The 25,126-nt window shown below is 56.1% G+C and carries 11 protein-coding genes; 4 read left to right on the top strand and 7 right to left on the bottom strand.

Features of this window, described 5'->3' with window-relative positions:
- Positions 1 to 17: 17 nt before the first annotated feature.
- From SD425_RS25285 to nagA, 5 genes are all read right to left on the bottom strand, one after another.
- Entirely contained in the window at positions 18 to 3,593 is a 3,576-nt protein-coding gene (locus SD425_RS25285) for a glycosyl hydrolase (RefSeq protein ID WP_324673561.1), read from the bottom strand.
- A gap of 190 nt (positions 3,594 to 3,783) precedes the next feature.
- Entirely contained in the window at positions 3,784 to 7,104 is a 3,321-nt protein-coding gene (locus SD425_RS25280) for a glycoside hydrolase family 2 TIM barrel-domain containing protein (protein ID WP_324673559.1), read from the bottom strand.
- 18 nt (positions 7,105 to 7,122) lie between these two features.
- On the bottom strand, positions 7,123 to 9,540 hold the full coding sequence (gene galB, locus SD425_RS25275; RefSeq protein WP_324673557.1) for a beta-galactosidase GalB: 2,418 nt from the start codon (positions 9,538 to 9,540) through the stop codon (positions 7,123 to 7,125).
- A gap of 149 nt (positions 9,541 to 9,689) precedes the next feature.
- Entirely contained in the window at positions 9,690 to 10,820 is a 1,131-nt protein-coding gene (locus SD425_RS25270) for a glycosylase (RefSeq protein WP_324673555.1), read from the bottom strand.
- Positions 10,821 to 11,289: 469 nt separating this feature from the next.
- The gene (gene nagA / locus SD425_RS25265; protein WP_324673553.1) at positions 11,290 to 12,411 is read right to left on the bottom strand and encodes an N-acetylglucosamine-6-phosphate deacetylase; all 1,122 of its coding nucleotides are present in this window, start codon (positions 12,409 to 12,411) and stop codon (positions 11,290 to 11,292) included.
- Positions 12,412 to 12,934: 523 nt separating this feature from the next.
- On the opposite strand from nagA, the gene SD425_RS25260 reads away from it, so the two are divergent.
- A complete protein-coding gene (locus SD425_RS25260) occupies positions 12,935 to 16,057 on the top strand; it encodes a PAS domain-containing protein (RefSeq protein WP_324673551.1) in 3,123 nt (1,040 codons plus the stop codon).
- Between the two features lie 54 nt (positions 16,058 to 16,111).
- Here the strand turns inward: SD425_RS25260 and SD425_RS25255 are convergent, their stop codons facing one another.
- On the bottom strand, positions 16,112 to 16,369 hold the full coding sequence (locus tag SD425_RS25255) for a hypothetical protein (RefSeq protein ID WP_324673548.1): 258 nt from the start codon (positions 16,367 to 16,369) through the stop codon (positions 16,112 to 16,114).
- Positions 16,370 to 16,640: 271 nt separating this feature from the next.
- On the opposite strand from SD425_RS25255, the gene SD425_RS25250 reads away from it, so the two are divergent.
- Both SD425_RS25250 and SD425_RS25245 read left to right on the top strand, forming a co-directional pair.
- Entirely contained in the window at positions 16,641 to 17,285 is a 645-nt protein-coding gene (locus tag SD425_RS25250) for a GDSL-type esterase/lipase family protein (protein ID WP_324673546.1), read from the top strand.
- Between the two features lie 762 nt (positions 17,286 to 18,047).
- Positions 18,048 to 20,276: a glycoside hydrolase family 3 C-terminal domain-containing protein gene (locus SD425_RS25245; RefSeq protein ID WP_324673544.1), complete on the top strand. Its 2,229-nt coding sequence runs from the start codon at positions 18,048 to 18,050 to the stop codon at positions 20,274 to 20,276.
- An 86-nt stretch (positions 20,277 to 20,362) separates the two neighbouring features.
- On the opposite strand, the gene SD425_RS25240 is transcribed toward SD425_RS25245, so the two are convergent.
- Positions 20,363 to 21,151, bottom strand: coding sequence for an NUDIX hydrolase (locus SD425_RS25240; RefSeq protein WP_324673542.1), 789 nt, complete (start codon positions 21,149 to 21,151; stop codon positions 20,363 to 20,365).
- A 705-nt stretch (positions 21,152 to 21,856) separates the two neighbouring features.
- Between SD425_RS25240 and SD425_RS25235 the strand changes: the two genes are divergently transcribed.
- Positions 21,857 to 25,063, top strand: a complete 3,207-nt coding sequence (locus SD425_RS25235; protein WP_324673540.1) for a TonB-dependent receptor — start codon at positions 21,857 to 21,859, stop codon at positions 25,061 to 25,063.
- The last annotated feature ends 63 nt before the right edge of the window (positions 25,064 to 25,126 follow it).

Raw genomic sequence — 25,126 nt, 5'->3', positions numbered from 1 at the left:
TGGTTTATTGCGTGCAGTTACTTCCGCTCCGGCGCCGTGCTGATGGTCACGGGGCCGAGCAGACCGGCGGGCAAGAGAGGCTTGTCGGGGAAGTTGTAAGCGGCGGTGGTTTGCGTCACCTGCTGGTCTTTGGGCAGCGCCCGGTCGCCCACGATGCGGTTGGCCCAGGTGTTCGTCACGTCGATGCTGAGCTGGTTTTTACCCTTTTTCAGCGCCTGTGTGATATCGACGCGGTAAGGCGCTGTCCAGGCGATGCCGCAGGACTGGCCGTTCACACGCACTTCGGCTAGGTTCGCCACTTGACCTAGCTCCAGGTACACCCGCTTCTGCTTGGCTTGGCTGGGTTTCCAGGTGAAGGTTTTGGTGTAAGTGGCTGTGCCAGAATAGTGCTTGATAAGCGCATCAGCGTTCTTGCTCCAATCGGTGAGTTCTTGAAACGCAACTGGTTGGCTAGATCCGTGCGACTTTGGGTCAAAGCTCACCTGCCACGCGCCGGTTAGGCTTTGGGCTGGTGCGGTTTCGAGCCAGTTCTTGCCCGTGTGCGACGCCTGCTCGCTGGTGGCCTGCCGGAACACCACGAATACCGACCCACTTCGGTCGAGGCGAAGGGGTAGGCGCGTGCGGCCTTGCTCCACTTGCCAGTCAGAAGCTAGGTGAGTTTCGCCCGTCACGGGGTCCCATAGCTCGGGCACACGCCCCGCTACGCGCAACGACAAGTCGATGGTGCGGGCGCTATCTAGCTGATTGGAAATGAAGTAAATGTCGAACTGCGGATCGGTGCGGTGTGTCCAGGCAATCTTGTTGGCGCGCTGGCCGTCGGTGTTGGTGGCTACTACGTCGCGCTCCAACCCTAGGCTTTGGAAGGAATTGGCGGTGAACGGCCCTTTTATTACTCGGCCTTGACTGGCAACAATTGATGGTGTTGCGTTTGGACCGTTCTGGCGGCGGGCCTTACCCCCCAGCCCCGCATCTGCTTTATGCGCAGAGTCCGAGAGAGGAGAAGCGGAGCCGGACGTATTCTGAAAGGCTAGCTGTTGTAAGTTGCTGGTGAGCTGTTGAACTTCTTGATCAGCAGTTGGGTAGCCTCTGAGCTCGGGCGAACGGCTAGGCTTTTTATCCAGCAATACTGTAGCTCCTGCTTTGGCTAATGCGAGTAACTTGCTCGCCACTTCCGGCGACATAGAAGTGCTGTCGGGCGACATGGCTTGGCTGCCGGGCACCACAAGCACGCCATAGCTGGCGCCACCGGGCAGCTCCACCCGGCCGTTGCGCACCTGGGCTAGGTTCAACAGCGCGTCTTTGTTGAAGGAGTCATAGGCGTAGCCTTGCAGTGGGTCAACCCACGATTCGGCATCCGTGAGGTTGGCCGTGAAGTTGACTTTGTAGGGCATCTGGCGCATCGGCAAACCTTTGTTTTCCAGGCGCTTCTTCTCGCTGGCAACTACTTCCGGGCCGAAGATTCCTGGGAGGTCGGGCACGAGGCGGTCGGGGAGGATGGCGCGGCGCGGGGTTTCTTCTCCCGTAAACACTGCTACATCGACGACAGGGCGACCTAGTTGGAGCAGGGCCTGGCAGCGGCGCGTGTAGTCGACCCAGGCGCGGCCGGGCTTCCACCAGGTTTGGTCGCGCTGGAAAAACAGGCCGATATTGCTCAGCGTCATGCCCGGTTTGCGGTCGAGCCAGGGGTTGTGCACGAAAACGTGGTTCACTAAGCGGTTCACACCTAGGGCATAGTGCCGGTCTTGGAGCGTTTTTACCAAGGCGGGGTGTTCGTCCCAGGCCATGCCCGCTACGCCTAGCTCGGTGAAGGCCTCCGCCTGCACGATGTTCTTGCCGTAAATGTGCGCCCCCGAAATGGCGTCGAGCATGTCGTTGGGCTTGTCGTGGGTGGGGCTGCGAAACCAGAACTCGCCCATGGGCACGTCCACGTTCTTGTAGTGTAGCAGGCCGTCGCTGACCATGGTAGGCGCTACCGCTTCGGCCGTGAAAGTGCAACCTTTGGCGTGGGCTAGGTCAGCCAACGTGGCGTAGAACCTATCATTCACCAGCTCCGCAATGGTCTGGCGCACATCAAATAAGAACCGCTCCGATACGTCGGCGCTCTGCACCGGCACGCCCGCCATGGCCGGCAGATACGGCAGCGGGTCGTAGCCGCGGCGCTTCTGGAACTCTGCCGCGAAGTTCGTCGACCAGTTCTGGCTACCGCACTCCCAACTGTCGACGTGAAATATTTTCAGCACCCGCGAAGCTAGGTCTGGCCCGGCTTGCTTGATGGCCTCGCCAAACCAGCTATTGAACTGAAGGGTAACAGCTTCGGGGTTGAACTTGTCGCACTCTAAACCGCGCGCGCCACCGCCGGTCGTGTTGACGGCGCCCGTGGACGTGTGGCCCACTCGCAAGATGGTCCAGTGGCCGGGCGGCACGTCCCACGTCAGCCGACCATCGGCACCTAGCTTGCTGGTTAGGTTCACCATTTTGGCCAACGGCACGCACAGGTTATCGGGCACTTGCTTAGCCGTTGTGCGCTGACTTACGCGCCACACTTCGCCGTTTTTGCCTTCGTACTGGTTGATGCGCGCTTCTTCCGAAAGCCGGATTTCGGTGACTTTCAGCGACTGTTTCCACTTGGCCGCGTCGAGGTCTTCGGCGCCGGGCTCCGAGCCTTCGGGGTTATAGACGAAGCGGAAGTAGCGGGCGGTGGTCGGCACGATGGCGTGGGTCACGGCGCTGCTATCCTGCCAGCCGCTGCGCGGTGCCTGCAACCGGCCCACCGGCCGGAACTGTTGCCCATCGTCGCTGGCTTCTACGAGGAGGCGGTTGGCCTGGTAGTTATAACCCTTCGAGCGAATCCGGATGGAGCGGCAGGTGAACGGCTTGGCAAACGCGTACTGAATCCAGCACGGCGCGCCGCTCTGGAAGCCTTTCTTGTTGCCCGCCTCAGCGAGTAAGGCGGCATTTGCATCGTCGCCGGTGGCGTTGGTGGTCACCTGGGGCTTGGTGGTGTAGGTAGAAGCCGTACCGCCCGCGGGCGTGGGGTAGGCGTACACGGCAATGTCGCGGTAATAGCCCTTAGTGGCTTGCGGCTGCGGCAATACTTGGCTGTAGCGCCGCCCACCGGTGGCTTGCGCTTGGGAAAACACCACCTTTTGCATCGATAGCTCCGGCGTAATCCAGGGGCCACCGGCCAGCGCAAACCCGTCACTCACGTGCATGGCTAGCTTCACGCCTAGGCGGTCGGCTTCCTGCATGGCGTGGCGCACCATCTGCCACCACTGGGGCGTCAGCTGCTCGGCTGGTGGACTGATGGCAGGCGGATTGGCCGCACCGTTGATCGGCATGAGGTACGCCCCACCAATGCCGGCTTCCCGCATGGCCTCTAGGTCGGCGGTGATTCCTTCGCGGCTCACAGCAGCGTTCATCCAATACCAAAACACCCACGGCTTCGCCGATTCGGGTGGGTTTTGGAAGATGGTTTTCAAATCAGTAGCCGCTGCTGGCGCTTGTTGGGCTTGCAACGGGCTAGCCGCCACTACATAAGTAAAGGCGGCTAGCAAACCGTGTCGCAGAATCTTCGAGCCGCCTTGTGGTTTCATGTGGTGGGTGGCTTTGATGTATTGATCGTCAGTAACCTAGCTTCTGTGAATAAAAGGAAGAACGTCATGCTGAGCTTGCCGAAGCATCTCTACCGCAATGGTAATCCTAGTGTGAAAACGAAGCGGTAGAGATGCTTCGGCAAGCTCAGCATGACGTTCTATTAAGGCGTTCGTGGATTCATGTTAGCCATCATTTCACTCCCACCGACGAGGAAAACTTGCTTTCAAACTTGATGCTTTTAGCCAACGTGCTTGCGGCTTCCTTCTTACTGTTCGTGGGCAAAAGGTAGAAGCTGTAGGCGTATGGCTTGGCGGCCATGCGGTACTGCTCAACGGGTTGGGCGTCGTCGTCCCAGCTGGTGTTGCCGCCTACCCCGATCTGCTTCAGGTCGATGTTGAGGGTGAGGAAGCCGGCTTCTTTGAGCTTGTTGGTGTGCCTAGCTTTGGCAATGTTGGCTTCGGTGTAGGGCCAGGCGCTCATGCTGAGCAGGCTATCGGCTACTACCAAGAGGCCACCTTTCTGCGCGCTCGATAGCAGCATCCAGCGTACGTCGGTGCGGTTGCTGTTTTCCTGGGGCACCACGTAGGACTCCATAAAATCTTGAAGACCTTGTGAGTAGATGCCCGCATCAGCGGCGTAGCTGCGGTCGATGTAGTTTTCCCAAGGGCCACGGCCGTACCAGCTGATCTGGCGGTAGTCGTTGGCAATGCCACACTGCATCCCCACTTTGATCATGTTGGGCAGGCTAGCTTCGGGGCTGAGTTTATAGTCTACTTTCAGCACGCCATCGCCGTTGAGCGTGTACACCACCTGCACGGCCGCTTTGCCGTCGATCAGCGTGTAGTCGCTCTTGATGGTTGCTAGGCCTTTCTGCGCTTGGTCGAGCGAGATGGTTTTGAGCTTCAAACTAGGTTCAAACCACTCCTTCGACTTCTTATCAGCCTTCCAACCGCGCCGGTCGTTGTCGGTGAGGGGGCGGGTGAAATGAGGGAGAAGCGGGGCTAGGATCTCCTCTTGATTGTTCCAGCGGTAAGAGGTGAGGGCGCCGCTCGTTTTGTCGAAAGTGGCTTGGAAGCCCTTGCCAATCAGTGTATAAGCCTTGGCATCTTCCCGCGTGGTGAGGGCTGCGTACGCCTGGGGCTTGCTCGTGGGCTTGGCTAGGTTGGTCAGCCCAAATTGGTTCGAGGCTACCTCGTGGCCTTTGTCAGCCCACGGTGTAGCTTGCGGCAGGGTGAAATGAATGTCGGCCAGGTATTCCGCGCCCGGTTTGAACCTAGGTAAGTAGGGCTTCAGGCTGAGCGTCGTGTCCTTGCCTGCCGCCAAGCGCAGGTGCGGCAACACCTTGGTAGATACCACTTTCCCATCTTCCCGCACTACGAGCGACACGTTGTAAATGCCCAGCGACTCCATCGAATGGCGGTTCGTCACCTTGATCAAGGCTTTGGCGGCATCCGTCAGCACGCACTCGGCGGGCTGGTACACGCGCTTGCACTCGTAGAGGGCCGCGTGCGGCTTGCCATCCGAGGCCACCACGCCTTTGATGGTGAAGTCGTCGTAGTATTTCTCCTGAAAATCACCACCATAGGCGTAGAAGGGCGTGCCCAGGGAGTCGCGCTTTAGCAGGCCTTGGTCCTTGAACTCCCAGATGCAGCCGCCAATCACGCGCTTCGTGCTCCGCCAGCCGTCCCAAAACTCCTTCATGTTGCCGGTGGCGTTGCCCATGGAGTGTGAGTACTCGCAGAAGAAAATGGGCCGGTTGTCGCCGTTTTGTTGGTTGGCGAGCAGCGCACCGGTGGTCAGCGTCGGGTACATGCGGCTGACCATGTCCACGTAGGCCTGGTCGCGCGGCACCTGAATGCGCTTCGCGTGATTTTTGGGATAATTCGGGTCGGAAGGGTCGATGTAGCCTTCCAGGTGCGGGTCGCCTTGGGCGGGCTCGTAGTGCACCGGGCGCGTGATGTCGAAGTCGTGCAGCCAGGCCGCCATAGCCGCGTGGTTTGGCCCCCGGCCCGACTCATTACCTAGGCTCCAGAAGATGACGCTCGGATGGTTTTTGTCGCGCAGGGCCATACGAGTGCTGCGCGACACGTAGGCTTGCGTCCAGCTCGGGTCGTTGCTGAGCTTGGAACCTAGGCCGTGCGTTTCGAGGTTGGCCTCATCCATCACCAAGATGCCGTACTCGTCGCAGAGGTCATAGAAGTAGGGGTCGTTGGGGTAGTGGCTGGTGCGGATGCAGTTGAAATTAAACTGCTTGAGCGTGCGCACATCCTGGCGGATATCTTCGCGCGACACAGCCATGCCTTTGGTTGGGTGGTGGTCGTGGCGGTTCACGCCGTAGAGGTAGGTCACCTTGCCGTTGATGAGCAGCTTGCCATCGGTTTTGGAAAACTCGATGGCGCGGAAACCTAGCTTGCAGCTCTTGGCTTCCAGAACGTTGCCGTCTTTTTCCAGTGTGAGCACCAGCGTGTAAAGGTTAGGCTGCTCGTCGCTCCACTTGGCGGGATTCGCCACGGTGGTTTCCAGCAGGCCAAATTTGCGGTTGTCGAGGCGCGGGTACTTCTCGTTGATGATAGCGTCGCCGGTGCGCTCCAAGGGCTTGGCAAAAACGGGCTGGCCATTCTTGTTATAGAGTTGCGCCTTCAGCAGATAGCCGGTGAGGTCGTCGTTGCCGGTCATGTTTTCCAACCTAGGTCGGATGCTCAACACGGCGTCGCGGTACTGTTTATCGAGCTTGGCCTGCCAGTGGAAATCGGCAATGCGCATCTTTGGCTCGCCCAGCAGCATCACCTCGCGGTAGATGCCGCTTAGACGCCAGTGGTCCTGGTCTTCGAGGTAAGAACCATCACTCCAGCGGATTACCTGCACCGAAACCGTGTTTTCGCCGGCTTGTAGATAAGGCGTCACGTTGAACTCAGAAGGCAAGCAGCTGTCTTCGCCATAGCCTAGGAACCGGCCGTTCACCCAAACCTTAAACGCTGAGCTAACGCCGCCAAAGTGCAAGGTCACGTTCAGGTCTTTCCAATTGGCCGGTACCGTGAAAGTGTGCTGGTACGAGCCCACACCGTTATAGTCCTGGGGCACAAACGGCGGATTCACCGGCCGAAACGGGTACTTCGCGCTCTTGTAAATGGGCAGATCGTAACCCTTCATTTCCCAGTTGGAAGGCACTTCCAGCTGCTTCCAGCCCTGCACCCGACTCTTGTAGAAATCCTGCGGCGCATCGGCCGGCTTGCTTACAAAGTTGAAGTCCCAATTGCCATTTAAGGAGAGCAGGCGTGATTTCGCCCGGTCGCCAGCTAGGGCGTCTTTTTCATTGGTGAAAGAATACGCCGTAGCCCGCGATGGGTCACGGTTGATTTCTGAAACTAGCGGGTTCTCCCAACCTTCGCCTGCATATATTTTTGGTGGGTTTGAAACGCCGGGGAAATAGTACACGCTAGCTTCCTGCCCGTGTGCTAGGTTAGGAGCTAGGTAGCTGAGGAAGAGGAAAGCAAGCGCTAACTTTTTCATGATTAAGGCTATTAGGCGCTACTTGCTGGTAAGCGTAAGGGTGACGGGAGCTAGGCCCTCGGCTGTAGCGGTGAGCGTGATGTTGCCGCCTTTCTCCTGCGTCTGGATGATGGCGAGGCACATGCCATTGTAAGCTTTGCGGTAGGTGGCCTTAAAGGGCTCTAAGCTAGCTTGATAGCCGTTGTCTACGCTAGCTATAGAGGCAGGGCCGCTAGTGGCGAAGTTGACCAGATTATCAGCGTTCGGTACTAGGTTGCCTTTGTCGTCCAGCACGCGCACAGTCACGAAAGCTAGGTCGCGACCGTCGGCTTTGAGGGTGTTGCGGTCGGCGGTGAGTTCGATCTTGGCCGGCTTGCCGGCGGTGCTGATGGTGCGCGTGAGCACCGTTTGGCCGCCCTTGCGCGATACGGCTTGCAACGTGCCGGGCTCGTACTTTACCCGCCACGTCACGTGCAGGTCGTCGCTGCCTTTCTTCTTTACTCCCTGTGACTTACCGTTGAGGAAAAGCTCTACTTCGTCGGCGTTGTTGTAGTACGCCCACACGTCCACCGTCTGACCCGCCGACCAATTCCAGTGCGGTAAAATGTGCAGCACCGGCTTGTTCGTCCACTCGCTTTGGTAGAGGTAATAAGCATCCTTCGGGAAACCGGCCAGGTCGATGAGGCCGAAGTAAGAGCTGCGTGCCGGCCACGGATAGGGCAGGGGCTCCCCTAGGTAGTCGAAGCCCGACCACACGAACAAGCCCGTCAGGTGCGGATTTCTCTTGATGGCACCCCAGGCAGCTTCGTGGGTGGCGCCCCAATAAGGCCGGGCGTTGTCGTACGAGGAAGCGGTGAAGTCAGGGTTGCCAGTGGTGAGCTTAGTTTTGCCATCTATAGGCCACACGCGGATGCTGTCGGATGGTAGGTCGTAGTGGCCTCGAGTTTCGAAAGCCGCTGCCGTTTCGGTAGCTAGGAAAATCTGGTTGGGAAAGCGCTTGGGCAACTCGGGGTAGCCTTCGTGCTTGTAGTTGAAACTCAGCACGTCGAGCACACCCGCCTGGCTCATGAAGTTCTTATCAGGCTCCTGCTCTGTCAGCGCCGAGGTGACGGGCCGGGTGGTATCGAGGCGCTTCACAATGGCAGTCAATTCCTTAGTGAGGCGCGTGCCGGTGCTATCGAACTGCTCGCGGATTTCATTGCCGATGCTCCACATAAACACCGACGGATGGTTCCGGTCGCGCCGGATCTGGTCTTCTAGGTCGCGGCGGTGCCATTGTTTGAAGTCGACGTGGTAGTCCTGACCGTTTTTCTTCTTCGCCCACATGTCAAAGGCTTCGTCGAGCACCAGGAAGCCCATTTTGTCGCAGAGGTCAAGCAGTTCCGGCGCGGGCGGGTTGTGCGCCGTGCGAATGGCATTGCAGCCCATGGCTCTCAAGATTTTCAACTGCCGCTCCATGGCCCGCACGTTCACGGCCACACCTAAGGCACCTAGGTCGTGGTGCTGACACACGCCTAGGATGCGCATTGCCTTGCCGTTCAGCGAGAAGCCTTTCTGCGCATCGAAGTTGAAGTAGCGAATGCCCAGCGGAGTTTCGTAGCGGTCCTCTACGCCCTGCTTGCTCTTTATCGTCGTCACCACCTTATACAAGTACGGCTGCTCAACGGACCACAACCTAGGTTGCATCAAAGCGAGGTCCTGCGTTACGGTCGTCAGCGTATCGCGTAGGGTGAAGCTAGAGTTGGTGTGCTCGGTTACTTGCTTGCCAGCGGCGTCGTACACGGTAGCTACTATGCTCACTTGCTGAGGCTTCCCGGTAGTGTTGCGCACTTTGGTACTCACCCTAATAGCGGCGGAGCTGTTGTCAACTTTAGGGGTTGTTACGAAGGTACCCCACTGGTCCACGGCTACTTTGCCGGTCGTAACCAGTCGTACGTTGCGGTAAATGCCTGAACCAGTGTACCAACGCGAGTTCGGCTGCGCCGAGTTGTCGACCCGCACGGCTAGGACGTTGGTCTGCTTACCAGGCTTCAAATAAGGCGTTAGCTCGTAGCGAAACGAGATGTAGCCATTAGGCCGCTTGCCCAACCAGTGGCCGTTGATCCACACTTCACTGTTGCGGTACACGCCATCGAACTCGATAAAGACGTGGCGGTCTTTCACGGAAGTAGGCAGTACGAAGGCTTTGCGGTACCAACCGATACCGGTAGGCAAGCCGCCGCCTTCAGGCTTAGCAGGGTTCTTCTCGTCAAACTTACCCTCGATACTCCAGTCGTGAGGCAGCGTCAGGTGGCGCCACGGCGTGTCATTGAACTGCGCTTCTTTGGCCTGGACGTTATCACCTAGGTAGAATTTCCAGTCCTTGTTGAAATCTGTGACGACCCGGGGCACCGGCCGCGCAAACGCTGCTTGACCTAGGATAAGTAGAACGAAACAGATTACATAGACTCTGGACATGAAAGCGGGTACTAGGGTGTTTTAGCTTTTTAGGCTCCGTCATGCTGAGCTTGTCGAAGCATCTCGCGTGCTGATGTCTGGTTAACTATTGCAACGACCGCACGCGAGATGCTTCGACAAGCTCAGCATGACGTTCAAATGAATATTTATTAATTATTCTTTACTTTGGAAGGGGGCGGCGCAATAAAATTCAATTTGCTATTGCCCATATCTTTCGAGGTAGCAACTGCAATTCCGCGCTGGTCGGCTTTATTTACGGCGCAGTAATAATGATATACCACGCCGTTATATTTTACGACAAATGATTTGTGCGCAAACGTTTCGTCGTACGGCTCCGAGGGTTTAATTAAGTCGTCGCCCTTCCAGTCGGTCCAATTAACTAAGTCGTAGGAGCAGGCAAAACGATTCACCGCTCCTTTTACACCCGGATAAAATGCCCCGAAATAAAACATCACGTACACGTCGTTCATTTTCTGGATGAGTGCGTCGCCGGTGATGCCTTTGTGGTGGTTCATCACCGGGTTGCGGCGGTACCTAGCCCAGTGCGTCATGTCGTCGGACACGGCCATGCCAATGCGCTCGGCTCCGCGCTTCTTGTCGATGCTGTCGCCGTTGGCGTTGTAGTACATCACGAAAGGGTGACCTGTGAGCTTGCTCTTGTCCCAGATCACCGAGCTTTTGTAGATGGTGTGGTTTTCCCACCAGCGCACATCCGGGTCGTTGGGCTTCAATACGGGTTTGGGAAGCCGCTTCCATTGGTGCACCGTCGTAGGGTCTTGGGTGGTGTAAGCCATGCTGATAGACAGCATACCCTTCTCATAACCACGAGAGTTACCGCCGAAATACGACATCCAGTACTTGCCTTGGTAGGGCTGCCACTCGTAGCTGCCGCCCCATTTGTAGTCCTGCAGGGCCACGTAGCCGGCCTTCTGGTTGGTGTCCCAGTCAGTCGTATCAGTGAAGGCCATGATCTTGCCTTTGGTTTCCCACTTCAGCAAGTCTTTGCTCTGCGCTAGCCAAGTTTCGTAGCCGCGGCCGTCGAAGATGATGTAGGTCATGTACCACTGATTGCCTTTGCGAAACACGCTCGGGCAATCCATCTTCTTCGAGTTCTCCGTGGGTACTAAGGCTAGGCCGTATTTATAAGGGGTTTTTACTTCGTTATAAACCTTCTGCATCACAGCATCTGGAACCTTGTTCTGTTCAGATTGCGCATTCGCTACTGTAGTGAAGAAGGTGAAAAAAAACAACAACCAAGTTTTTAAAAGATGCTTGCTCATTAACTTAAGGGTTAACTTTTCTTGGTTGTTTATTTAAAAGTATTTAGTTGTTCAACTTGTTTAAATGAAATGATCAGTTTTATTGCTAAGATTGTATAAAGCTCTTTTTAAATCATCTTGTTTTTGTTGAAAGTGATTTAAATAAGCTCGCTGTAATTGCTAATATTTATGAATGTTTTAAATGACATTAATTGCCAGTAGGGTAAGAAAGCTCTCTTGCAAATATGGTGATGTAGTAGGCGAGGTCCTTACTCGCTTTTAGCATGTTGTTGTAGGATATTAGCATGCGGTTTTGCACCGCAAAACTCATTGGTTGTGGTGGCTTCCTGTGGTCAGGACATAGTGATGCCAAGCTGCCTTCGCGGCAGGTTTAGGGCATAGCATACCAGGAGAGAAGCAAAAGCTAGGTACTATAATCCTGGGTCAGCGGAACCCGGCTGTGCAGGCCTAGCTTTACTCAAATACTAGCTTAGGAATACCACTGCAACTCACCCTTCAGCACGGTGGCTTGCACCTCAAACTTATCGTTGAGCAAGCACAAGTCGGCCACGTAGCCGGGGTGAATCTGTCCTAGGTCGTCGTCGAGGCCGATGGCTTGGGCCGGGTAGAGGGAGGCCATGCGCAGACTCTCGGCCAGCGGAATACCTACTTGCTCCACGCAGTTGCGTACGGCATCGGGCATGGTGAGAGCCGAGCCGGCTAGTATGCCTTGTTCGTCCACAAAGTAGTTGTCTTGGCGGTGGAAGCGGTAGGCGCCTTCCTTCGATTCGTCCACGGCATCGGTGATGAGAAACAGCCGCTCCCCTAGGATCTTCTTGCTGATGCGTACGGCGCTAAACGCGCAGTGCACGCCATCGGCGATGATGCTAGCCCGGGCCATCTCAGCGTCGTAGATGGCACCCACTAGGCCCGGCTCCCGACTGCCGAGTTGCGACATGGCATTGAACAAGTGGGTGGCTGCCGTGAGGCCTTGGTGGAAAGCGGCGCTACCTTGTTCATATGTGGCATTAGAGTGTCCCGCAGAGATAATCACCCCTGCCGCCCGCAGCAAACTGGTAATCTCCGGAGAAGCTACTTCCGGGGCTAGGGTCATGATGCGCAAAACTCCCTTTGCCTCGGCCAACAACTCGGTGACACCAGCAACGGTGGGCTGTTGAATGAACTCCTCTTGGTGGGCGCCTTTCTTGATGGGGTTGATGTACGGGCCCTCCAAATGTAGCCCCAGCAAGCCGGGCATAGAAAGCATGGCCTTGCGCACCGCCGCCACTGCCGCCGTCATCATGGCGGGTGAGTTGGTGGGCATGGTAGGTAAGAAGCTCGTGGTGCCATGCCGCAGCGTGTGCGCCCGAATACGCGCCAGGGCTGCGGGCGATGGGTCGGTGGAAAAGAAGCCGCCCCCACCACCGTAAAGCTGTAAGTCAATGAAGCCGGGTGCTAGAATACCGCCGTGGCAATCATGGCGGGGTACTTCCGCCGGGGTCTCCACGGCTGGTAACACGGCCTCGATAAGCGTGTCGTTGACAAGAACAGCATGATTCCGCAGCACACTCGTGCTAGTATAGATGGTGCAGTTGGTAAGGAGGTAGCGCATAAGAGTCAATAAGATTGAACCCGCAAATACGCATTCAGGGGAGTTAGGTACAGCAAAGGCACTTGCCAAAACCTAGCTTATCAGAATAGAAGCACGAATCAGGCGAATTGAGGTAGGGCAAGTGTAATGATCTTCAGGCTTTACTACTTACTTTACCTCTTTATACTAAGCTACCTAGCCTCATCATCCAAGATAAAAAAAGCATCGTTACTAATCAGTAGCCTTATCCTTAACTTATCCATGGTGGTAGCTACAGACTGCGTATTGGTTTTCAGTGCACCTACCAGTCAGATTACAATCTCGACTGGGAAATACTTTTTGAAAAACTTCTGACTAAATAGCGTGCGCTGCGCAAATAGCTAGCTTGACTGCTCTTACCGGTCGCTCACCGGTTAGTGTACCTAGAAAGTCTATTGTACAAAAGCTCAGGTTAGGTTCTTACAATTGGCTTTCTTGCTTATCGCTTTCAGATCAAACGGCCCTGCGTAAAAAGCACAGGGAGCCATCCTAGCTACGACACGTTATGGTGGAACATGACAACTCTTCTTTTGGAGCAGCACCTAGCACGTCGGTGCCGCAGGCTAGCCTAAACGATAGCTTCCCGTTATCGGTATTTAATGCCCTGCCCGACGCTTACGTTCTGCTCTCGCCCGAGCTGATAATTCAAGCAGTCAGCGACGCGTATCTAGCCGCTACCCTTACCCAGCGTAAAAGTCTGGTGGGTAAGCACTTGTTTGAGGCGTTTCCGGATAATCCGAAGACGCCGAACGCACAAGGGGTGAGTAAGCTACGGGCGTCGTTGCAACAGGTATTGGCTACGGGCCAGCCGCACCGCATGGCTGTGCAGCACTATGATGTGCCTGATCCGGAGTGCTCCGGTGCTTTCGTGGAGCGCCATTGGGAACCCCTGAATACGCCCGTATTCAATGAGCAGGGCCACGTGTGCTACCTCCTGCATCAAGTGGTGAACGTGACGGAAAAGGTTAGGACGCAGGATCAACTGCGCGAAAGCAAGGGGAAGGAGCAACTAGCCCTAGGAGAGGTAGAGAGGCAGCAGTTGCGCTTAGAGCGCTTCTTCCTGCATGCTCCCGCGCTTATTGCCATGTACACAGGGCCAGATCTGGTCTTTGAGTTTGTCAACCCGCGCTACCAGGAGGTATTTCAGGGACGCGAGCTGCTTGGGAAGAAGCTGCTAGACGCATTGCCAGAGCTGATTAACACGCCTATTTGGCGGGACATCCAGCAGGTATACCGCACGGGCGAAACGCTGAACGAACACGAGGTAATGATTCCCGTGGTGCCCGCCAACGGCGGGCCTGTGCAAAACAACTATTACAGCTTTACCTGCCAAGCGCGTACCGATGCGCAAGGGCGAGTAGAAGGCCTTATGGTATATGCCTATGAGGTGACGGAGCAGGTGCATGCCCGGCGCAAAGTGGAGCGGCTCAATCAAGAGCTGGAAGAACGCGTGGCGAGTCGGACAGTCGAGCTGCGTGCCGCGCAAGCGGATGCAGAGGTCCAACGCAAACGGCTGTACGACATTCTCATGCAGCTCCCGGCGATGATTGTCACGTACCGAGGCCCCAATCACGTGTATGATCTGGTCAATCCGTATTACCAGCAGCTGTTCTCCACCCGGCAGTTGCACGGTCGGCCTATCCGGGAGGCGCTGCCCGAACTGAAAGGGCAGGCTTTTTTCGATCTGCTCGACCAGGTTTATCGCACGGGCGAACCATTTTATCAGCGTGAAATGGAGGTTTACCTCGACCTTACGGGTACTGGTAAGCTGGAGAAATGCTATTACAACGTCTTTTATCAAGCTACCCGCGACGCGAGTGGGAACATTGACGGCATCCTGAATTTCGCATCCGACGTGACGTCGCAGGTAGTAGCGCGCCAGCAAATAGAAAAGAGTGAGAAAGCGCTACGGGAGCTGAATGAGCAGTTGCGCATTGCGAACGAGGAAATGGCGGCGATGAACGAAGAGCTAACCGCTGCCAACGAAGAGATTGGAAACGCCAACGTGGAGCTGGTGCAAGCGCAGCAACAGTTGGCTATCCTCAACGCCGAGCTAGAGGTCCGCGTAGTGGATCGTACCGCTGAACTGCAAATTGCCCGCATGCAGGCCGAGCGCCAACGCGAGCAGCTCTATAAGGTGTTTATGGAAGCTCCCGAGCCAATTGTACTTCTAGAGGGCCCTGCGTTTACATTCCAGTTGATTAACCCGGCGTATCAGCGCGTCTTTCCGGCGCGTGAGTTGCAAGGCAAACCCCTTTTTGAGGCCCTGCCCGAACTGGCTGGCACCAACTTGCACGCGATTTTTGAGGAAGTGTACCAAACCGGCAACTCCTACTTCGCGCACGAATCGCCTTACCAAATAGCGCGCACCCTAGGTGGGCCACTGGAAGAATTCTACTGGAGCTATACCCTACAAGCCCGCCGTGCCGCCAATGGAAAGATCAATGGCCTACTGATCTTTGCCCACGATGTGACCCGCCAGGTGCATACGCGCCAGGCCATGGAGGAAAATGCTCGGCGCTTTGAAACCCTACTCGAAAGCATTCCGCAGATGACGTGGACCAGCACGCCTACCGGCGAGCTGACGTTCTTCAACGCCACGTGGTATGCCTACACGGGATTAACTCCTCAGCAGAGCCTCGGGGCTGAGTGGCAGGAGGTGCTGCACCCCGACGATGCGCTCATGACCAAAACAGCCTTTGAGCAGGCCTTCGCAGCCAAGAAAGGCCTAACCATTGAAAACCGCTACCGTCGTGGGTCGGACGGCGAGTACCGCTGGCATCTAAGCCAAGTCTTGCCCGTGCGCAACGACCAAGGCGCTATTACGCTCTGGGTGGGTACCGCCACCGATATCAACGACCGGAAGCAAGTAGAGCATCAGCTACAAGCGCTTAATGAGGAGCTGCGCGAAACCAACCGCATCCTCACGCGCACCAACGCCGACTTAGATAACTTCGTGTATGCTGCCTCCCACGACTTGAAGCAGCCGATCAATAACATTGTGGGCCTGTTTGGGGAACTACGGCGCTCGGCGGTATTCTACGATCCGGAGGAGGAGTTGCTGCTCTCCCTGCTCGACAGCAACTTAACTCAGCTCAACACGACCATCAACGACCTAGCGACGGTGGTACGGGTGGAACGGCAGAACGCTACTCCGCCGGCCGAGGGCATCGATGTGGCCTCACTCGCAACTGACGTGCTACAAACGCTCCAGACCCAGGTTCGTACCGCCCGCGCCGAAATCAGCACCGACTTCACCGCTGTGCCGGAGGTGTGGTACACTCCTAGCAGTCTACGGACTATTCTGTTCAATCTGCTCAGCAATGCGCTGAAGTACCGCGACCCTACTCGCCGCTTACTTGTGCAGATCCGAACCCAGCAGACCGACTGCGGCCCAGTGCTCGAAGTACAAGACAACGGCCTCGGTATCGATATGAAGCGCTATGGCCGCGAACTGTTCCATTTATTCCGGCGCTTTCACCACCACGTCGAAGGCACGGGCGTGGGCTTGTACCTCATCAACCGCTTGGTAGAAGGGCAGGAGGGCCGCATCGAAGTGGAAAGTAAGCCGGGCGAAGGAACGCTGTTTCGGGTGTACCTCACCGCGCAGAAGGTTGGCCGCCAGTAGTATTGGGAAACAGCATCATCTTAAAAGCACGTTTCCCAACCGTCGTGCTTGGCGCTACCGGGTGACTTTGCCGCGCAAATCCCAGTGGCTATGGGCCACGGCCGTGCCACCGGGCTCACGCTTGATGGTGCGTGTGTACCGCTCGCCGGCAATGGCGCCGTCGGGCCGGCGCTTGCCGAAAAATAGCGTGACCGGTTCCCCTAGCTCGTTGGTCAAGAAAGTGATGTCGTAGCCCTTAAATACGTCGTCGATGCGTGACGAAGGCTCGTAAATCTTGCTCAGCTTTTGGTCTAACAAACGGTGTAGTGGCATGGCAAATAGATACTAGTAACTCCCATTCTGTACGAAAGCACCTCCAGCAGAGTTAGTAGACGAGCTTTGCCGAAATCGTAGAAAACCTGGGATAAGCACGAGCCGCTTGGGCTATGTATTTAGGAAATTTCGTCAGCATCAGCGCGTTGCTACACAGCAGTGGGCACCACTTTTTTCCTATACTTGCCATAGCTAGGCTACGTCTTGGCTACCGTCTGCTATCTACTCCCACCCAAAACTCAGGACGCAAAGCCGCGTCTGGTATCTTTCTATGCACCCACGTATCCGCAAATTCTGGGTTTGGAGCTTCCTGCTAGCTCTCACCATCAGCACGAGCTTTGCCCAAACCAAAATCAAAGTGGCGTGCGTGGGCAATAGTATCACGGAAGGCTACGGCGTCAAAGACGGCCGAACGTACCCTATTCAGTTGCAGGAGCTGCTCGGCGACCCCTACGACGTGCGCAACTACGGCATTAGTGGACGCACGCTGCTGAAGAAAGGTGACCGGCCGTACTGGAAAGAAGCTAAATACCAGGAAGTATTGCAGTGGGAGCCCAACATCGTCGTTATCAAGCTAGGTACCAACGACTCCAAACCACAGAACTGGAAGTACAAAGCGGACTTTAAGAAAGACTATGTCGCTTTTGTAAAGTCGTTCAAGAAGCTGCCTTCGCACCCAAAGGTGTACCTCAGCAAGCCCATGCCAGCGTATCGCGCCAACTTCAGCATCAGCCCCGAAATTATCAAGAGTGAGATACTGCCGCTAGTAGAAGCCATTGCCAAGAAAACCCACACGCAGGTCATCGACCTCTATACACCAATGCTCGGCCACGACGACCTAGCTCCCGATGGCATTCACCCCACGTCCGCGGGCGATGCCATTTTGGCCCAGGAAGTGTTCAAAGCCATCAAGTAAGCTCGCCCTCGGCGCCGTTGCGCCGGCGTCAAGAAACAGATCTGCCCGTAGCACCTAGCTTTTGAGCTAGGTGCTACGGGCAGATCTGTTTTCTGCTCTATGGTAGCACCTCCTGCTCGGTATACATGAGCCAAATTTTTTTATTGCGTATCATATACGCATTAGGAAAAATCTGCTACATTTATTGCGTAAACAATACGCAATACTTGCGTTGCTGCGCTGAACTCTAGCGCCTGTTTACTCAATCCACTGCTTTCCGCGCTACGTTAGCTGCTTGACTGTTAGCTTCCTGCAGTGCGTCTATATAGATACAGCTTCTATCAGTCACGGCGTTGCTGGGTTCAATTCTATGAATAATGCCGGTAAAGGTTGCTTTACGGATTAGTTGGGCTGTAGGGCTCCGCATAACTTGTTTATCGCACCCGAGCCCGCCTGGTCTGTCAAGGATTAATACTCTTTAGCTGCTCGCTACACCAGTCTGGAAGCAGGTGTTGCTGCTCAATTGGTGCCTAGGTTCACCTTGGCTCCCCAGTATGGTTTCCACCGTGGGAATACCGCGTTAAGCTGAACCTGATTCTGAATTCCGAATACTATACCGCCTAGCTACTAACGGCTGGGACAGTAATCCATCAGTGCGGCACGCTGCGTGCTGCGCGTTCTTCTCGTATTCTTTCCGTTCCCACTAGCATTTACACGACACAGATGCCTCATCAACCCTCCCGCTTTTCTCTCCTTTTGGGCACTACTTTGTGCTACGCTGCTATGACGAACGTATGTCAGGCGCAAACTACTTCCGCCGCCAAGCCGCGCACGCCGAGTGCGCCAACCACCAACCGCCAGCAGGCGCTGCTCGGCCACGAAACCGAAATTAATGCTCTACTCAAGAAGCTGACGCTGGAAGAGAAGGTGCACATGCTGCATGCCAACTCGGCCTTTGCCGCTGGTGGGGTGGAGCACCTCGGTATTCCCGAAATCATGACTTCCGACGGTCCGCACGGCGTACGCCCCGAGCAGGGCCGCGACTGGAAAGGCGTGAAAGGAGCCAACGACGCCGGCACCTACCTGCCCAACAACAACACCCTCGCTTCCACCTGGAACCCTGAGCTAGGCTACGCCTACGGCACCGTGCTCGGCAGCGAGGCCAACTTTCGGGGCAAAGACATCATCCTAGGTCCGGGCATCAACATCGTTCGCACGCCGCTGAACGGACGCAACTTTGAGTATTTGAGCGAAGACCCTTTCCTCATCTCGAAGATGGTAGTGGGGTACATCCGTGGGGTGCAGGACCAAGGCGTGTCGGCCTGCGTGAAGCACTACGCAGCCAACAACCAGGAGACGCACCGCAACGATATCGACGTGGACATGAGCGAGCGGGCCCTTCGCGAAATCTACCTGCCAGGCTTCAAAGCCGCTATTCAGCAAGGTGGCGCCTACTCGCTGATGGGTTCCTACAACAAATTTCGGGGTACCTACGCCACTGAAAATGCCTACCTGATGAACGACATTCTGAAGGGGGAATGGGGTTTTAAGGGGCTGGTAATGAGTGACTGGGGTTCGGTGCACAACACACAGGATGCATTGCGCAACGGCACCGACCTGGAAATGGGCACCGACCTAGAACTCCTGAATAATAGCGTAGACCAAAGCGCGACGGCCTCCATCGCAAATGCCCCAACCAAGAACGTCTATGACCGTTTCTACTTGGCAGATGCAGCGCTGGATGCCATCAAAAAAGATCCGAAGCTGGTGCCTCTGTTGGATGATAAAGTACGGCGCATTCTGCGCGTGATGTACGCCACCAACATGATGGGCGGCACCAAGCGCAAGCCCGGCGCCTACAACACCAAAGAGCACCAAGCCACCGCCCTCAAAGTAGCTGAGGAAGGCATCGTACTGCTCAAGAACGAAGGCAACATGCTGCCGCTGAAGAAGTCGGTGAAGACGATTGCCGTCATTGGCGAAAACGCCAACCGCGAAAATGGCCTAGGTGGCGGTAGTGCCCAAGTCAAGCCGAAGTACGAAATCACGGCGCTGCAAGGGCTCAAGAATACGCTAGGTGATCAAGTGAAGATTACGTATGCCCAAGGCTACAAAATCGCGCGCGGCCAAAAAGCAGACCCGCAAATGATTGCTGAAGCGGTTGCGGCTGCCAAAGCGGCTGACGTTGTGGTATATGTGGGTGGCTCGACCCACGGCTACGACTACAGCAAGTGGAGCGACAACGCCTACGACGCCGAAGGCACCGACAAGCCTGACATGAAAATGCCCTTTGGCCAGGATGAGTTGATTCAGGCCGTCCAGAAAGCCAATCCTAATACCGTGGTCGTACTGCTCGGCGGTGGCCCCATCGACGTGTCGCCGTGGGTCGGACAGACCAAGGCGCTGGTAGAGGCCTGGTATCCGGGGATGGAAGGCGGCAACGCCATTGCGCACGTGCTGTTCGGCGACGTGAACCCCTCGGGTAAACTGCCCTTTACCTTCCCGGCAAAGCTGGAAGACTCGCCCGCGCACAAGTTAGGAGAGTACCCCAGTACGCCCGGCAACGAGCTGAAACAGACCTATAAAGAGGATATTTTTGTAGGCTACCGCTACTTCGATACTTACAAAGTAGCTCCGCAGTTTGCCTTCGGCTACGGGCTAAGCTACACCTCGTTCGACTACGGCAAGCTGACCATGACGCCCGGTACGCAGAGTGCTACCGTGTCGCTCACGGTGCGCAACACCGGCAAAATGGCGGGCGCGGAAGTGGTGCAGCTCTACGTGAAAGACGAGCAATCATCTGTGAAGCGTCCCGAAAAAGAGCTCAAGGCCTTCGAAAAAGTGTTCCTCAAGCCCGGCGAGTCCAAGACCGTGACGCTGAAGCTAGGTGCCGACGCTTTCCAGTACTACGACGAGGGCAAGAAGCAATGGGTGCTGGAGCCCGGCAAGTTTCAGGTGCTGGTCGGCAGCTCTTCCCGCGACATTCGCCAGACGGGTAACCTGACGCTGTAAGCCTCCTAGGGCTTGTAGTTCGCGTGGCGCAGCACAAGACGTGTTAGCACGGCTTGGCGCAGGCTGCGCGAACTACACCTAGGGCGCTACAGCACGAGCGTAGCGCCTTCGTTTAGGGCTTTGTGGTAGTTCTCTAGGTCAAATTCGTACAAGTTGGGCGACCGGTGCGGCCCGATCTTACGTTGCTCGTTCAGCTGCCGGATCAGACCTAGGGCCAGGAGCTTTTTACGGAAGTTGCGGCGGTCGAAGCTCTTGCCAAGAATGGTCTCGTACAGGTCGTGCACTTCCGGCAGGGTAAACTTCTCGGGAAGTAAATTAGAACCGATAGGCTGCTGGTAAATCTGGGTGCGGAGCGTTGCTAAGGCTTTGTCAATGATTTCGTTGTGGTCGTACTGCAACTCTGGAATGTCGCTGATGTCACGCCAAGCATACTCATCGATCAGAAATTCAGGCCGTACCACCACGTTGGAGTAATCGACTAGCGCATAGTACCCAATCGACAACGTCCGCTCTGAAAGCCAATGATTTTGGTCGAGCGTGACGCCTACTTTCGCATAGGTCTTGTTGTGGATCTGCTGGATAGCAATGCGATTGAGGCGGGCGGCACTATCGCCAAACGTGTAAAACTGCTGCAAGAACAGGTCGCGAATACCGGTTTTGTAAGCCAAAATCCGATAAGCCGCCTCCGTCAGCGTTTCGTGGCGCTGAATAAATCCGCCCGGCAGCATCCATTTATCGTGGCCGTGGTGCCTAATCAACAGGATTTTCAGCTGCCGATCGTGGTAGCCAAAAATGACACAGTCGATTGATAAATGAGGCAAATACTGCTCGTGCCCCTTGTTGACGAAATCGTGTACCTCCTCGGCAGTGTTCATGGCCGTAAATTTTTTATTGCGTAAAATACACGCATTAGAAAAAATCTCTACATTTAATCCGTAAATAATACAGAATGGCAGTTGATTTCACGCTGACGCCGCCATTCTCCTTTTACGTGCCGCCACTCCATCCAGCCCAAACTCCCACCGTCTCACCCAGTCTATGGTTAATTCCTACGCTACTCGCCTCCTCGGCCTACGTGCCGTGCTGCACGGCAAATCCCTCTGCATAAGCATACCTAGCTACCAAACCACCACCTAAGTACAGCCTTCACTATCCATACGTAAAGATGGCGTTTATCCGGCGCTGCAATAGTTTGATAGTGCCTTTCGTGCGTGTTCTGGCTCGTAGCCAGTTTGGTGCATAAACCGGAGTGCTTCCGGAACCCTGTTCAGCTCAGCTGATTCGCTATAGATCGTCTTGTGTTTTTTGGAGGTGGTGGCCAACCTAGCTACTTTCTCGACTATCGCTCCTCGTTATCTACTGCTTCTACACACGAGCTAACCGCGCTCATAGCGGCTGCGCTTCGTGCTTGGTGTAGCATCAAGGCTTTATAAGCCTTCCTATTTGCCTTTGCTTTATTTGAATGCGCCGCTAGCCTAAGCAAGCGCGCGTTGCTACTACCGTCGCGCTTCGCCTTGTGCGAGGCTGGAGGCTAGCTGCTTTCTTCTGTTCAAGCTCATCCCACTTCTAACTCTTTGTATATGTTGTTAAACCCCTACAAGAAACTCCTGCTGCGAAGTGCTGCGCTGCTTGCCGTAGGTAGCCTGCAAACGTTCGTGCAACCGATTGCAGCTAAGCCTCGAAGTGGTGCAGCGCTCCGGCTAGCCGGTATCGTGAAGCCCGTTGCCCTGCCGATCAAAGGTCGGGTCGTACAAAGCAATGGCGAAGGACTCCCCGGCGTTTCGGTGGTGATAAAAGGTGGCACCCAGGGCACCAGCACCGACGCGAATGGCAATTTTACCTTAGATGTACCCGCCGGCAGCACGCTGGTATTTAGTTACGTAGGTTACACACGGCGCGAAGTGCCCGTAACTAGTTCAACCACAACGCTGAGCGTAACACTAAATGAAGATACGCAGGCGCTGAAGGAAGTCGTTGTTGTCGGCTACGGCACCCAGGAACGCACCAGCGTGACGGGCTCGGTAGCCTCCGTGTCGGGCAGAGAAATTGCCGCTCAGCCAGTCCCCGATGCAGCCCAAGCCATTCAGGGCCGGGCGGCAGGTGTGCAGATTGTGTCGAACTCAGGGGCGCCAGGTGGCTCGGGTGGTACGTCGGTGCGGGTGCGTGGTATTACCTCGGCCGGTAATAACTCACCGCTTTATGTGGTCGATGGTTTTCCGCTGCCTACGGCCGTGGATGGCAACGGCAATGCCACGGGTACGGAGCTAAGCACCATCAACCCCAACGACATCGAAAGCATTGACGTGCTGAAAGATGCGTCGGCTACGGCTATCTACGGCTTGCGCGCTGCCAACGGGGTTGTCATCATCACGACCAAGCGGGGCAAGGCGGGCACTTCCAACATCAACCTAGATGCCTACGTGGGTACGCAAAACGTGTGGCGGCAAATTCCGATGCTCAACGCGTCGCAGTTTGCTCAGCTTAACAACGAAGCGCGGACGGCGGGTGGCTTGGCGCTTATTCCGAAATATGCCAACCCAGGCTCGCTAGGCGCGGGTACTAATTGGCTGGATGCCATCTTCCGGCCGGCCAAAATTCAGAACTACTCTTTGTCGGCTACGGGTGGTAGCGAAAAGGCCCGCTACGCTGTTTCGGCTGGTTATTTTCAGCAGGACGGTACCATTATCAATTCTAACTTCCAGCGCTTTACGCTGCGCGCCAATGGCGAAGTGCAGCTAAGCAAAATCCTGAAGATCGGTAATACGCTAGCTCTGACGCACCAGGACGAAAAGCCGCTTAACAACGAAAACAACGAGTTCAGCGGCATTATTCAGCTAGCAGTGCAGGCGCCGCCGACAGCCCCCGTGCGCAACCCCGACGGCAGCTTATATGAGTTTTCCAGCGTCGACAACTACGGCGAGGAAAGCCCGGTGACTGGTGCACTGCGGCCTATTCTGAAGAACAACCGCAACCGTGTAACATCGACCTTTTATGCGGAGCTAGAGCCTATAACCGGCTTGCGCTTCCGTACCAACATCGGCGCCGACTTGCAGTTCTTGCAGCAGGATCAGTTCTTCCCGTCCATCAGTGGTTCGTCGAAGTATCCGGCTTCGCAGGCGCAGGCAAACAGCAGCAACAACTACAGCCCAAGCTACCTGATTGAAAACACGGCGACGTATGACAAGCTCTTCGCCGGCAAGCACCAAGTCACATTCCTGCTCGGGCAATCGGCGCAGCAATTCGACAACTACTACCTAACGGCCAGCCGCATCGGCTACAGCCGCAACGACCTGCAAATCATCGACCGGGGCCCGATCAACTCGCAGATCAGCAACGGCGGCAACAACGGCCGCAGCCGCTTAGCTAGCTACTTCGGCCGCCTCAACTACGAGTTTGCGGGCAAATACCTGTTCTCGGCTACGGCGCGCTACGATGGTTCGTCGGCCTTTTCGCCGGAGAATAAGTTTGGATTCTTCCCTGGCGTGTCGGCGGGCTGGCGCATTTCGGAGGAAGACTTCTTGAAAAGCTACAGCAGCGTGAGCAACCTGAAAGTTCGGGCCGGTTGGGGCCGCGTGGGTAACCCCTTGAACGCGGGTACATTCGCTTACCTAGCTACCATCAACTCGGCCACGACCACCAACAATGGCGTGCCGGGCACGGGCTACATCTTCGGCACGGGCAGCCAAGTTCAGGTGATTGGTGGCGCCCCTACGCGCTTGCCGAACACGGATCTGAAGTGGGAAAACAACGAGCAGATCAACCTAGGTATCGACGTGGGTTTGTGGCAGAACCGGGTATCGGCCTCTATTGACCTCTACAAGCGGACTTCCCCGAACTTGATTGCGGCCGTGCCAGTGTCGTACGTGTCGGGCACCAGCGAAAGCATCAATACGAACGCCGCAGCTTCCTCTAACAAGGGCGTCGACCTAGCTATTACGACCAACAACTTTGTGGGCGATGCCAACGGGTTCAACTGGTCGACTACGCTGAACTTCTCGCTCTACCGCAACAAGATTACGTCGCTCGGAGCGGGCCGGCCTTACTTCGGGCAGAGCACGCGCGGCGGCGGCAGCCTGGTACGTTACGCTGAGGGTATACCTTTCGGCTCCTTCTACGGCTACGTAGCCGATGGCCTCATCCAAAGCCAGGGCGAGCTAGATGCGCTGAATGCAGGCTCCCCAACCAAGAGCTACCAAACGGCTGGTACTGGCCCCGGCGACATCAAGTTTAAAGACCTGAACGGCGACGGTCAAATCACCGACGCGGACCAGACGTACATCGGCAACCCGAACCCCGATTTTACTTATGGTCTGAATAACACGTTCAGCTACAAGGGCTTCGACCTGAACGTCTTCTTGCAAGGCTCGCAGGGCAACGACGTGTACAACCTGAACCGCTACTACACTGAGGGTGGCTTGTACGGTGCTTCTAACGCTAGCACCCTGACCCTGGAGCGCTGGACGGCGCCTAACACCAGCAACTTTGTGCCCCGCGCTGTCGCTGGCGACCCCAACCAGAACCTGCGCGTGTCGAGCCACTACGTGGAAAACGGCTCCTACATGCGCATCAAGCTGCTGACGCTAGGCTACACGCTGCCTGCCACGCTGGTCGGCCGGATTTCGGCTACCCGCATCCGGGTGTACGTGACGAGCCAGAACCTGGCAACCTTCACCAAATACAAGGGCTTCGACCCCGAGCTAGGTAACCAAGGTGGTAGCCTCGGCGTCGACCGCGGCATCTACCCGCAGGCACGCGTCTTCCTGGCTGGTATCAACATCGGGTTCTAAACAAATCAGCGGTGCGCCCTCGGCTTGCGAGCTGCGGGGCGGCGCTTCCACTCACAACAACTG

Source organism: Hymenobacter sp. GOD-10R, assembly GCF_035609205.1.
Lineage (GTDB): Bacteria > Bacteroidota > Bacteroidia > Cytophagales > Hymenobacteraceae > Hymenobacter.
Note: the sequence above shows the minus strand (reverse complement) of the source record. Positions and strands in the feature narration are given on the sequence as shown.